General features: G+C 65.0%; 10 protein-coding genes. 5 read left to right on the forward strand and 5 right to left on the reverse strand.

Annotation, left to right across the window (positions count from 1 at the left end; all coding sequences use genetic code 11):
* The first annotated feature begins 68 nt into the window (after nucleotides 1–68).
* Nucleotides 69–530, forward strand: a complete 462-nt coding sequence (locus AB0313_RS06660) for a Fur family transcriptional regulator (protein ID WP_141942136.1) — start codon at nucleotides 69–71, stop codon at nucleotides 528–530.
* Here AB0313_RS06660 and AB0313_RS06665 read toward each other — a convergent pair.
* The 5 genes from AB0313_RS06665 to AB0313_RS06685 all read right to left on the reverse strand — a co-directional run bounded on the left by AB0313_RS06665 (nucleotide 508) and on the right by AB0313_RS06685 (nucleotide 5,717).
* Nucleotides 508–1,392, reverse strand: coding sequence for a metal ABC transporter permease (locus AB0313_RS06665; RefSeq protein WP_366304433.1), 885 nt, complete (start codon nucleotides 1,390–1,392; stop codon nucleotides 508–510). The genes AB0313_RS06660 and AB0313_RS06665 overlap by 23 nt on opposite strands.
* Nucleotides 1,392–2,204, reverse strand: coding sequence for a metal ABC transporter ATP-binding protein (locus tag AB0313_RS06670; protein ID WP_141942141.1), 813 nt, complete (start codon nucleotides 2,202–2,204; stop codon nucleotides 1,392–1,394). Before AB0313_RS06670 ends, AB0313_RS06665 begins: the two co-directional genes overlap by 1 nt.
* Nucleotides 2,205–3,173 (reverse strand): zinc ABC transporter substrate-binding protein, encoded by a 969-nt coding sequence (locus AB0313_RS06675; protein WP_307308588.1) that lies wholly within the window; start codon nucleotides 3,171–3,173, stop codon nucleotides 2,205–2,207.
* 142 nt (nucleotides 3,174–3,315) lie between these two features.
* The gene (locus tag AB0313_RS06680; RefSeq protein ID WP_307308585.1) at nucleotides 3,316–4,386 is read right to left on the reverse strand and encodes a hemolysin family protein; all 1,071 of its coding nucleotides are present in this window, start codon (nucleotides 4,384–4,386) and stop codon (nucleotides 3,316–3,318) included.
* A complete protein-coding gene (locus AB0313_RS06685) occupies nucleotides 4,383–5,717 on the reverse strand; it encodes a hemolysin family protein (RefSeq protein ID WP_366304436.1) in 1,335 nt (444 codons plus the stop codon). The genes AB0313_RS06680 and AB0313_RS06685 overlap by 4 nt, the downstream gene beginning before the upstream one ends.
* Before the next feature lie 544 nt (nucleotides 5,718–6,261).
* Here AB0313_RS06685 and AB0313_RS06690 point away from each other — a divergent pair.
* The 4 genes from AB0313_RS06690 to AB0313_RS06705 all read left to right on the forward strand — a co-directional run bounded on the left by AB0313_RS06690 (nucleotide 6,262) and on the right by AB0313_RS06705 (nucleotide 12,185).
* Nucleotides 6,262–10,065, forward strand: a complete 3,804-nt coding sequence (locus AB0313_RS06690; RefSeq protein WP_366304438.1) for a multifunctional oxoglutarate decarboxylase/oxoglutarate dehydrogenase thiamine pyrophosphate-binding subunit/dihydrolipoyllysine-residue succinyltransferase subunit — start codon at nucleotides 6,262–6,264, stop codon at nucleotides 10,063–10,065.
* Between the two features lie 142 nt (nucleotides 10,066–10,207).
* Complete coding sequence (locus AB0313_RS06695; protein WP_141942156.1) at nucleotides 10,208–10,807, forward strand: GDSL-type esterase/lipase family protein; 600 nt, start codon at nucleotides 10,208–10,210, stop codon at nucleotides 10,805–10,807.
* Nucleotides 10,808–10,890: 83 nt separating this feature from the next.
* A complete protein-coding gene (locus AB0313_RS06700; RefSeq protein WP_366304440.1) occupies nucleotides 10,891–11,724 on the forward strand; it encodes a DUF4097 family beta strand repeat-containing protein in 834 nt (277 codons plus the stop codon).
* Nucleotides 11,724–12,185: a PadR family transcriptional regulator gene (locus AB0313_RS06705; protein WP_366304442.1), complete on the forward strand. Its 462-nt coding sequence runs from the start codon at nucleotides 11,724–11,726 to the stop codon at nucleotides 12,183–12,185. Before AB0313_RS06700 ends, AB0313_RS06705 begins: the two co-directional genes overlap by 1 nt.
* Nucleotides 12,186–12,281 lie beyond the last annotated feature (96 nt).

Consider the following 12,281-nt stretch of genomic DNA (forward strand, 5'->3'; position numbering starts at 1 on the left):
CGGAAGCCTGTCCACGATGCTCCGGCTGGTAATCTTGATGTCTGCCCCCCACGGAAGCGAGTTCGTCCATGCCGATCGGCGTCAAGGCTGATTCCGCCGCCCCACCACCGGCAGGAGCTGGCAAGGAACAGCGCGTCACCAAACAGCGCAAGGCCGTCAGCGCAGCCCTGGACGATCTGGATGACTTCGTCAGCACCCAGGAGCTCTACCGCATACTGCAGAACCAGGGCGTCTCCGTTTCCCTCGCCACTGCCTACCGGATCCTGCAGTCACTCGCCGATGAGGGCCTGGTGGATGTGCTGCGCAACGGTGACGGGGAGGCCGTGTACCGGCGCTGTGCGGTGACCGGGCACCACCACCACCTGTTGTGCAGGAACTGCGGCAAGGCAGTGGAGGTTGAGGCACCCGCCGTGGAAACGTGGGCCGTGCGCACTGCAGCGGAGCACGGGTTCACGGAGGTGGACCACACCGTGGAGATCTTTGGCCTGTGCCCCGACTGCACCGCGCTTAAGGCTTCCGGGAAGCTGTAAGGACGCGTCCGTTCATCCCCCGGGCAGACCGCACCGACCCGATGACCCGGCACACCACGTAGATCAGGAATGACAACGTGGTCACGTAGGGGCTGATGGGTATCCGTCCGCCCAGCGCCAGCAGGATTCCGCCCACCGTTGCGCTGACCGCGAAGACGACACTCAGGACCACTGCTGCGACCGGCGAGGACGTGACACGCAGGGCCGCGGCTGCCGGAGTGATCAGCAGGGCGAGTACCAGCAGGGCGCCCACCACTTGGATGGACAGCGCCACGCTGACGCCGAGCACGATCATGAACACCACCGCGAGGGTGCGGACCGGCACTCCCCTGGCCTCGGCAAGGTCCGGGTCCACGCTGGCAAAGTTCAGGGGGCGCCAGATTGCCAGCAATACAAGCATGATGACGACGGCGGTGCCGGCCAGTGCCTGCAGCTGGACCGTGTCCACCGACACGATCTGCCCGGTCAGCAGGCCAAACTTGTTGGCGGCGCGGCCTTGGTACAGCGACAGGAAAAGGATTCCAAGGCCCAGGCCGAAGGGCATGATGACACCGATGATGGAGTTCTTGTCCCGCGCCCGTACCCCCATAACGCCCAGCAGCAGGGCAGCGGCCACCGACCCGATGAGCGAGCCAAACACCACGTCCGCGCCGACCAGCAGGGCGAAAGCCGCCCCGGCGAAGGACAATTCGGAGATGCCGTGGACCGCGAAGGCAAGGTCCCGCTTCATCACGAACGTTCCCACCAGGCCGCCAAGGAGGCCAAGGATGGCGCCGGCCCAGATGGAGTTCTGGACCAGGACCAGCAGTTCGCCGTAGTTGTCGAAGTTGAAGATGGCGCCAAGAATGCTGTTCACGTCCATCAGGCCACCTCCCCCGCCAGCGAATCGGCTCCGTGGTGGTGCGTTGTGGCGTCGGGCAGCCCGACGACGACGATCCGGCCGTTGGCGTGGATGACCTCCACGTTGCTGCCGTAGAGGTCCGAGAGCACTTCAGTGGTCATGACCTCGTCCGGCGTCCCCACACGGAAACGTCCCCCCGCCAGGTAGAGCACCCGGTCCACATATTCGATGATCGGGTTGATTTCGTGGGTGACGAATACTACGGCGGTGTCGTGTTCGCGGCTTTGCTGATGGATGAGGGCGCTGACCGCCTGCTGGTGGTGCAGGTCGAGGGACAGCAGCGGCTCGTCGCAGAGCAGGACCTGCGGGCCCGTGGCCAGGGCCTGCGCCACGCGGAGGCGCTGCTGCTCTCCGCCGGAGAGCTGGCCCACCGGGACCTTGGCGTAGTCGGAAGCTCCCACCATCTCCAGCAGCTGGTCCACTTTTCGGTTGGTTCTACCGGGTTGCAGCCTGATTCCCCACCGGTGGCCGTCCACACCCAGGGCCACCAGGTCGCGTGCACGCATGGGGGTGTCCGGCGGGAAGGACTTCTGCTGGGGTATGTAGCCGATCAGGCTGCTGCCGCGTTCCACCGGACGACCGCCCAGCTCCGCCTGTCCTGAATGCAGTTTCTGCAGGCCAAGCAGGACCTTCAGGAAGCTTGTCTTTCCGCTGCCGTTGGGGCCGAGAACGGCGAAGAACTCTCCGGGCCTGATGTCCAAGTCCAGGTCCTCCCAGAGCGTGCGCTGGCCGAACTTGAGGCACGCCCCTTTGAGGCTGACGACGGATTCCACCTATTTTGTCTCCAGAACCTTGCTGATGTTGTTCACATTGTCCGCCATCCACTGCAGGTAGGTCTTGCCTTCGGGCAGTGTCTCGGTGAAATCAACCACCGGCACACCCGCCCCTTCGGCCGCCTTCTTCAGGGCCTCCGTCTGCGGGCCTTCCGTTTGGGCGTTGTAGGCAAGGAAGCGCACCGCCCTGGATGCCACCAGATCCGTGGCCTCCTTCATGACTGCGGGCGGAACGTCGCTGCCTTCTTCAATGGCTGCCGTGTATTGCACGGGCGTTGCGTTCACCAGGCCCGCGTCCTGCAGCAGGTATAACGGGACGGGCTCCGTCACGGCCACCTTCCCGTTCGCCGCAGCAGCCTTGACCGCGTCCACCTTGGACTGCAGCCCGGCGAGGGAGGACTTGAATGATTCAGCGTTGGCTGAGAACGCAGCGGCAGAGCCGGGATCCAGCGCGGACAGCTTGGCCTCGATGCTGTCGGCCACCCGCTCCATGGCCGGCAGGCTGTACCAGACGTGCTCGTTGATGTCGCCGTGGTCGTGTGCGTCCGCCGTGCCGGTCGCCGACGGCCCGGCCCCGGATTCCGCAGGATGGGCAAGCCCCGAGATGTCGACGGCGGTCAGCACCGAAGCATTGCCAGGCTTGCTGCTTTCCACCAGGGTGTGAAGAAAGCCGTCGTAGCCGCCGCCGTTTTCGATGATGAGCTGCGCCTTGGAAACGGCCAGCCGGTCCTGGGCGCTCGCCTCGTAGGAGTGCGGATCCTGGGCGGCATTGTTAATAATCGCGGTGACCTTGACCTTGTCTCCGCCAATGGTTCTGGCGATGTCGCCATAGACGTTGGTGGAAGCCACGACGTTGATTCCCTGCACCGCCTCCTGGGTCTGCGAAGACTGGGAGCCGCAGCCAGTCAGCAGAAGGCCAAAACCTGCAAGGGCGGCAAGGAAAGAGCTGGCAGCGGCTGGACGGCGCACGGAAGACCTCAGTTCACAGATGGGGTGGCAACATCACCAGCCTATACCTAAATGCGAATGATTCCTATTTAGCTTCCAGGCGTCCGGGGACGCGGGCCTTGGCATGGCAACGCCCCTCCCCGCCGGGAGGGGCGTACCGCTGTCAGCCGCCGTTGGATTGGCCCAGGCGCCGGATGCCCGTCGCCTGGGTTGCGTCCCGGATCTCACCGACCAACTGTTCGATCACGTCCTCAAGGAAGAGGACGCCCCGGGTATTGCCGTCCGGGCCGATGACCCGGGCAAGGTGGGAACCGGTCCGCTGCATCACCGACATGGCCTTCTCGATCTCGTCCCCCAAAGCCAGGTTGGCCAGTGACCGTACCCTGGCCTCGGCAATGGGCAGGCCATAGGCAGACTCGGGGATGGACAACACGTCCTTGACGTGGAGGTAGCCGTACAGCAGGTCCTCATCGTCCAGCATGGGGAACCGGGAGAAACCGGTCCGGCTGACGGCTTTTTCGAACTCCACCGGGGTAGTGGAAGCCGGCAGCATGACCAGGTTTTCCAGCGGCACCATGATGTCCTCCGCCGTATGCTCCGAGAACTCGAGCGCGCCGGTGATGAGGCCGGCGTCGTCGTCCACCAGGCCATGGCGGGTGGACTCCTGCACGATCGACTGCACTTCCTCCAGGGTGAAGGAGGATGTCACCTCGTCCTTCGGCTCAATCCGCACCAACTTCAGCATGTGGTTGGCGGTCCAGTTGAGGACAGAGATGACGGGATGGACCAGCCGGGAGATGAACAGCAGCGGCGGCGCCAGGAACAGCGCCGCTTTGTCCGCCACGGACACCGAGATGTTCTTGGGCACCATCTCACCGAAAGTGACATGCAGGAAGGTCACCAGCATCAATGCCACGGCGAAGGCGGCTACGTCCGCCGCTTCCGCGGGCAGGCCCACCGTCTCGATGGGGCCGGCGAGGAGGTGGTGTATCGCCGGTTCCGCCACCAGCAGGATCAGCAGTGAGCAGACGGTGATGCCCAACTGCGCACAGGCCAGCATCAGGGAGACGTTCTCCATGGCACGCAGGGTGGTCTGGGCTCGCTTGGACCCCGTGTCGGCCAGTGGCTCAATCTGGCTGCGGCGTGCGGACATGATGGCAAATTCGGCAGCGACGAAAAAGGCGTTGCCGAGCAGGAGGAAGCCCAGCCAAAGTATTCCGGCCCAGTCGCTCATGGCCTGCTCCTGTCATCGGCGTCATGCTTGGCCGGTTCTTCCGCGGGGTGGAAGCAGATGCGGTCAATCCTGCGGCCGTCCATCCTGGTGACGCTGAGGGTCCCGCCGTTCACCGGGACGGTATCGCCCACCACCGCAATCCTGCCGAGTTTGCTCATGACGTAGCCGCCCACTGTTTCGTAGGCCGCCTCGTCCGGGACGGTCAACCCAGGGATCTGCTCGGACAGCTCATCCGGCCGAAGGAGGCCGGGAAAGTACCAGTCACCGGAGGCACTTTGCAGGAGTCCGGGACGGACCCGATCGTGTTCGTCCGCCACCTCGCCCACAATCTCCTCCACCAGGTCCTCAAGGGTGGCAATGCCGGCGGTTCCGCCGTATTCGTCCAGCACCACGGCCAGCTGCAGGTTTCCCTCCCGGAGCTCCGCCAGCAGCGCATCAAGGTGGATGGTCTCGGGCACGCGCAGGACCTCGGTCATGATGGCGCCCGCCTCGAGGTTTTGCCGGCGTTCCGAGGGAACAGCGACGGCCTTTTTGACGTGCACCAGCCCCCGGATGTCATCGGCGGACTCGCCAATGACGGGGAACCGCGAATACCCGGTCCTGCGTGCCGCATCCACCACATCCGACACCGGCTGGTCCGCGTCAATCGTCTCCAGTCTGATACGGGGCGTCATCACGTCAGCCGCGGTCCGCGTGGAAAAGTTCAACGTCCGGGCGATGAAGTTGGCGGTCCCGGCGTCGAGGGTTCCCATTGCGGCGGACCTGCGTACCAGCGAGGCAAGCTCCGCAGGCGTGCGTGCACCGGAAATCTCCTCTTTGGCTTCCACCCCGAAGACGTTCAGGATTCTGTTGGAAAACCCGTTGAGGAGCAGGATAGCGGGCTTGAAGATGGTCGTGAACACCAGCTGTGGGCCGGCCAGCGCCCGGCCCACCGGGAACGCAAGCGCAATGGCCATGTTCTTGGGCACCAGTTCGCCGAGGAGCATGGACAACAGTGTTGCCACCACCATCGCCAGGATCAGCGAGACGGACTGCACCGCCACGTCGGGAAGTCCGACGACGGCCAGCGGCACTTCGAGCAGGTGGCCCACGGACGGTTCCATGACATAACCGGTGAGCAAGGTGGTCAGGGTAATGCCGAGCTGGCAGCTGGACAGCTGCGTGGACAGGGACTTGAGGCAGGCCAGCAAAGGCACTGCGCGGGTGTCGCCGTCGTCAATTGCACGCTGGACGGTGGGCTGGTCCAGGGCGATGAGGGAGAACTCGACGGCCACGAAGAACCCGGTGCCGGCGATCAGCAGCAGGCCTGCTGCGAGGAGAAGCCACTCCATTCAACATCCCGCCTGGGATATTGAGGATGACCGGATGCCGGTCAGCTGGAAGGGGGAAAAGCTGTTTGGTCCCGGCGGAGGATGGTCGGCAGATGCCGATGCCTGGCCCGTGCGGGCTGCGGCAAGCTGGGCCGCTGGCTGGTGATGGGCGCGTTGTCGGGGTTTGCCGGCTCTGGGGGCGGACTGCGCGGCGCTTCTCTTGGAGCTCCGCTGACAGCGCCCAGGCCGGCACCTAGATTTACTGTCCATAAGAATTTCAGTCTACAGGAGCGCCCCTGCCGCCGGACCGCATCGAGGCCGCAGGCCGGCGCTTTAAAGAGGAGCATCCAGCGTCCCGCCCCGCCCTGCCACTGACCGTCCGGCCCCTATATTTCGGCCCCGGTTCGTCACTTCATGATTTGGGTCACCCTTATTGGCAGTTAACACAGAATGCTCACTAGACTTGCAAAGGTCCGGGTTCAGCGGACAGAGACTGGTTCGAACGTAGTGCTGAAGCACCGGGGGGCCAAAGAGAAATCAAACTCATGGAAGAGGCGTATTTCAAGTGCCAGAGCAGCCAAGCCACCGTCTACCAGAGGAATTTGGCGGAAACGAGTGGCTCGTTGACGAACTGTACGAGCAGTACCAACAGGACAAGAACGCCGTGGACACCAAGTGGTGGCCCCTGTTTGAATCCTTCGACTCGGGCAACGGTTCTTCTTCCAATGGAAATTCCGCGCATGCCGCCAACCCTCCCACGCGGGAACTTCCCGTCGTAAAGCAGGCCCCGGCAGCGTCGCCGGCCGCAGCCCCCGCCGCTCCCCCAGCACCGCCCGCTGCCCCGGCGCCTGCCGCACCGGCAGCAGCCCCCGTCAAGAAGGCCCCCGCCACGGAAGCGCGCGACGGCGGCAAGAAGACCGAAGCCGGCACCGGCTCGCAGCCCATCCCGGCCCAGCTGCCCAAGAACGTCAAGGCTCCCACCGCTCCCGAGGAAGACGTTGTCTCCGTCCTTCGCGGACCGGCCAAAGCGATCGCCACCAACATGGTCACCAGCCTCGAGGTGCCCACCGCCACCAGCGTCCGCGCCATTCCGGCCAAGCTGCTCATCGACAACCGGGTGGTCATCAACTCCAACCTTGCCCGCGCCCGCGGCGGCAAGGTTTCCTTCACCCACCTCATCGGCTACGCCGTGATCCGGGCGCTCTCCCAGTTCCCGTCGATGAACGTCTACTACGACGAGGTGGACGGCAAGCCCGTCGCCGTGCAGCCGGCACATGTCAATTTCGGCATTGCCATCGACATGCCCAAGCCCGACGGCAGCCGCCTGCTGATGGTTCCGAACATCAAGAAGGCCGAAACCCTCAACTTCGCGGAATTCTGGCACACCTACGAGGACCTCATCAAGCGGGCCCGCAACGGCAAGCTCACCGCCGAGGACCACCAGGGCACCACCGTGTCCCTCACCAACCCGGGCGGAATCGGCACCGTGCACTCCGTGCCACGCCTCTCCAAGGGCCAGGCTGCCATCATCGGCGTCGGCGCCCTTGACTACCCCGCTGAGTTCCAGGGGGCCAGCGAAAAGATCATCGCCCAGAACGCCATCAGCAAGGTCCTCACCCTGACCTCGACGTACGACCACCGCGTCATCCAGGGCGCCGGCAGCGGTGAATTCCTCAAGCTGGTCCACCAGCTCCTGCTGGGGGCGCAGAACTTCTACGACGAGATCTTCGAAGCCCTCCGCATCCCCTACGAGCCCGTCCGCTGGAGCCCCGACCTGCAGGTGGATCCGGCCGACGAGATCAACAAGGTCGCCCGCATCCAGCAGCTGATCCACTCCTTCCGCGTGCGTGGACACCTCATGGCGGATACCGATCCGCTGGAGTACGTCCAGCGCAAGCACCCCGACCTCGACGTCCTCACCTACGGCCTCACGCTGTGGGACCTGGACCGCGAGTGGCCCACGGGCGGCTTCGGCGGCAAGCCCATGCTGAAGTTCCGCGACATTCTCGGCGTTCTGCGCGATGCCTACTGCCGCACCACCGGCATCGAGTACATGCACATCCAGGAGCCTGCCGAACGCAAGTGGTTCCAGGACCAGCTGGAGCACCCTTACTCCAAGCCCAGCCGGGAAGAGCAGCTGCGCATCGTTTCCAAGCTGAACGCCGCCGAGGCCTTCGAAACCTTCCTCCAGACCAAGTTCGTGGGCCAGAAGCGCTTCTCCCTCGAAGGCGGCGAGTCGCTGATCCCGCTGCTGGACGCCATCATGTCGGACGCTGCCGACGACGGCCTGGACGAGGTTGCCATCGGCATGGCACACCGCGGCCGCCTCAACGTCCTGACGAACATCGCAGGCAAGACCTACGCCCAGGTGTTCCGCGAGTTTGAGGGCACCCAGGATCCCCGCTCCGTGCAGGGTTCCGGCGACGTCAAGTACCACCTGGGCACTGAGGGCACCTTCACGTCGGACAACGGCAAGGAGACCAAGGTCTACCTCGCAGCCAACCCGTCGCACCTGGAAGCCGTCGACTCCGTGCTCGAAGGTATTGTCCGCGCCAAGCAGGACCGCCTGGACCAGGGCGAAACGTTCCCCGTGCTGCCCATCATGGTTCACGGTGACGCCGCCTTCGCCGGGCAGGGTGTTGTGGCGGAAACGCTGAACCTGTCCCAGCTTCGGGGTTACCGCACCGGCGGCACCATTCACATCGTGGTCAACAACCAGGTGGGCTTCACCACCGCCCCGTCGTCCTCGCGCTCGTCCACGTACTCCACGGATGTTGCCAAGATGATCCAGGCACCGGTTTTCCACGTGAACGGCGACGACCCCGAGGCAGTGGTCCGCATCGGCCAGCTCGCCTACGAGTTCCGGCAGCGCTTCCACAAGGACGTTGTCATCGACATGGTCTGCTACCGCCGCCGCGGCCACAACGAGGGTGACGACCCCTCGATGACCCAGCCGCTGATGTACAACCTGATCGAAGCCAAGCGCTCCGTCCGCAAGCTGTACACCGAGTCCCTCATCGGCCGTGGAGACATCACCGAGGAAGAAGCCGAGCAGCTGCTCCGCGACTACCAGGAACGGCTGGAGCGGGTCTTTGCCGAGACCCACGCCGCCCAGACCTCCCCGATTCCGATCGTGACGGCAGATTCCGCAGCCGTGTCCGACATCGAGCGGCCCATGGCCCAGCAGTCCGATGCAGGCGTCAGCGCACCGTCCTCCACTGCCATCAGCGCAGACACCCTGGCCAGGATCGGCAAGGCACACGTCGAAATTCCTGACGGCTTCACGGTCCACCCGAAGCTGAAGCAGCTCCTTGAAAAGCGCGAGCAGATGTCGCGCGAGGGCGGCATCGACTGGGGCTTTGGCGAGATCGCTGCCTTCGGCTCCCTGATCATGGAAGGCGTCCCCGTACGCCTGGCCGGCCAGGACTCGCGGCGCGGCACGTTCGTGCAGCGCCACGCCGTCTTCCACGACCGCGCCAACGGCAAGGAATGGCTGCCGCTGGGCAACCTTTCCGACAACCAGGCAAAGTTGTGGATCTACGACTCCCTGCTGTCGGAATACGCCGCCATGGGCTTTGAGTACGGCTACTCGGTGGAACGCCCGGACGCCCTTGTCCTGTGGGAAGCCCAGTTCGGTGACTTCGTCAACGGTGCGCAGACCATCATCGACGAGTTCATCTCCTCGGCCGAGCAGAAGTGGGGCCAGCGCTCCTCGCTGGTCCTGATGCTTCCGCACGGCTACGAGGGCCAGGGCCCGGACCACTCCTCCGCAAGGATCGAACGCTTCCTGCAGCTGTGCGCGGAAGACAACATGATCGTGGCCAACCCCACCACCGCGGCCTCGCACTTCCACCTGCTGCGCCGCCAGGCATACAGCCGCCCGCGCAAGCCGCTGATCATCTTCACGCCCAAGCAGCTGCTGCGCCTGAAGGCTGCCGCTTCCTCCGTGGAGGACTTCACCAACGGCACCTTCCGTCCCGTCATCGGTGAGCATGAGCAACTGCCGGCAACCGCCGTCGAGCGCGTGCTCCTCGTCTCGGGGCGCCTCTACTACGATCTCCTGTCCACCCGGCAGAAGACCGGCGACAAGACCACCGCCATCATCCGCGTGGAGCAGCTCTACCCGCTGCCGCACGCGGAGATCGCTGCGGAACTCGCCAAGTACCCGAACGCAGAGGTGGTCTGGGCACAGGATGAGCCCGCCAACCAGGGCCCGTGGCCGTTCATCGGCCTGCACCTGCCGGAGATCCTTGACCGCCGCGTCCGACTGGTTTCCCGCCCGGCATCGGCCTCCACGGCCGCCGGGTCCATGAAGCGGCACGCAGCGGAGCAGGATGTCCTGCTGAAGCAGGCATTTGCTCGGAAGTAGGCAGTAAGGCTGCCCGGCCGGACGTCGAAATACCAGACTCCGGCCGGGCAGTTCTGTTTAATGGATGGACAGCGCCGCAACTTCCGCAGCCGCGGCGGCTGCTGCCGCACAGAGTAACCCGTACCGAAGTAAAGAGGAACGCGTGGAAGACAGGAAGCTGCGGATCGCAGCTGTAGGAGACGAACTGCTGGCCGGACTGGGCGATCCCCGGGCCCTGGGCTGGCTGGGCCGCGTCCTGGCCCGCACTCCCCAGGACGGCATGGTGCTCGAAAGCTATGCGCTCCCCTGTCCGCAGGAAGGTACCGAAGGGCTCGCGGCGCGCTGGCTGGACGAAGCAGGGCGGCGCTTCAGCGGCCAGGCAGAAAACCGGCTGGTCATCGGCCTGTCCGGGCGCGACATCGAATTCGGACTCTCCACTGCCCGCAGCAGGCTTAACCTGGCCAACATCCTGGACTCTGCGTCGCAGAACAGGATCGAGGTCTTCGTTGTTGGGCCGCCTCCCACGCTGGATCCGGCGCAAAACAGGCGGCTGGACGAGCTGAACACCGCTTTCGCCGACGTCACCACCCGCCGCAAGCACCTCTACGTCGACACCTTCTCTCCCCTGCTGAACCATGAACAGTGGCGCCAGGACCTGGCTGCGAATGGTGGGACGCCCGGTCAGGCAGGTTACGGGCTCATGGCGTGGCTGGTGCTGCACCGCGGCTGGTTCCAGTGGCTTGGGTTGGACGCGCCGCAGTAGCTGCACTTCGAGACGTATCTTGACCCGTCCAGTAACCGGCGTTAGGTTGAACCGACGCGATATATCGTCTTCTGGAGGGGACCTTGAGCGAGGAGAACTGGACCGTCGCAGGCCCGCAAACCATTGACGTCAATGACGTTGCCGCGCTGAAGCTGGGCATTGTCAGGGGCAGGTTCGAGGTCCTGCCCCACGCCGGCCCGGCAGTCCGGCTGGAGGTTTCCGAGGTGCATGGCGACCCCATCGCCGTGCACTTGGGCGATGGCAGGCTGGAGGTCCGGCATCAGCTCCATGGGGCCCAGGGATGGTTCAGGACCCTGATGGAAACGGTCAACCACAACAGCGACAATTCCGCGGTCATCAGCATTTACGTCCCCGCCGGCATCGACGTGGAGGCGGGCACCGTCAGCGGTGCAGGGCTGGTCACCGGCATTTCCGGCCGCGTCCGGCTCAGCAGCGTCTCGGGCACTCTCACTGCCGAGGGCACGTCCGGCGAACTTCAGGTCAACACGGTCAGCGGGCGGGTGGAAGTCAGTAACCACCGCGGAGTCCTCACGGCCAAGAGCGTCTCCGGAGAGGTCAACGCCTCAGGCCGCTTTACCCATGTCCGCACCAACACCGTCAGCGGGCACCTCAATTTCGACCTGCTCGATTTCACGCAGGATTTCGGCTCCAACTCGGTGGCCGGCGATCTGGCCATCCGGCTGCCCCATGACGTAGGCGCCGACATCGTGGCCAAGTCAGCCGGAGGCGCAGTGGTCCTCGATGGCCACCAGTGCATCCTCACCAACGGCAAAGTGGAAACCATTGCCGGTCCGGACGCACAGCTGACGCTCGTCCGCACCAACTCCGTCTCGGGCAAAACCTCCATCAGCCACGCTCCCGCGCCAGCAAAGGGCGGCGGGGCCCCAACAAACTGATGCCACCGGTCTTCGCCAGAGGCGCATTGCGCCTCTACCTCCTGGCCCTGCTCGAAGGCGGCCCAAAACACGGCTATGAGCTCATCAAGGCACTGAAGGACCGGTTTGATGGGACCTACTCCCCCAGCGCCGGGACCATCTATCCCCGACTGGGCAAACTCGCGGCGGACGGCCTGGTGGCCACCGAGGCCGCCGGACGCCGCACCAACTACCGCCTCACCGCCGCCGGCCTCGCCGAACTGAACCGGCGGCGGGTGGACCTCGCCGGAGTCGAGGAACGGATCGCCGCAGCCGCACGGCGGCTGGATGTTGAGCTTGTCCTGCAGCAGTTCAACGACGGGCTGCAGTCGGATCTGCGCCGCCGGGCCCTGCACGGGCCCCTCAGCCCCGCCGTTCTGGAGACGGTCAGGACCGCATTGGACCACGCCCGGGCGACCATCGGCGGCGCGCTGGAGCCCTAGCACAAGGACCTTGGTGTACAACCGCAGGTCATCGGGCCTTGCCGGTTCGCGGGCCGCCACATGATGTGGGAGACTGGAGGGCAGCTCTTTTGAGTA

Source organism: Pseudarthrobacter sp. NPDC080039, from assembly GCF_040702335.1.
Taxonomy (GTDB): domain Bacteria; phylum Actinomycetota; class Actinomycetes; order Actinomycetales; family Micrococcaceae; genus Arthrobacter; species Arthrobacter enclensis_A.

What these genes read in the sequence shown, in the direction of transcription:
- AB0313_RS06660 (WP_141942136.1), top strand. Translation starts at nt 69, where the DNA reads ATGCCGATCGGCGTCAAGGCTGATTCCGCCGCCCCACCACCGGCAGGA.
- AB0313_RS06665 (WP_366304433.1), bottom strand. Translation starts at nt 1,392, where the DNA reads ATGGACGTGAACAGCATTCTTGGCGCCATCTTCAACTTCGACAACTAC.
- AB0313_RS06680 (WP_307308585.1), bottom strand. Translation starts at nt 4,386, where the DNA reads ATGAGCGACTGGGCCGGAATACTTTGGCTGGGCTTCCTCCTGCTCGGC.
- AB0313_RS06685 (WP_366304436.1), bottom strand. Translation starts at nt 5,717, where the DNA reads ATGGAGTGGCTTCTCCTCGCAGCAGGCCTGCTGCTGATCGCCGGCACC.
- AB0313_RS06705 (WP_366304442.1), top strand. Translation starts at nt 11,724, where the DNA reads ATGCCACCGGTCTTCGCCAGAGGCGCATTGCGCCTCTACCTCCTGGCC.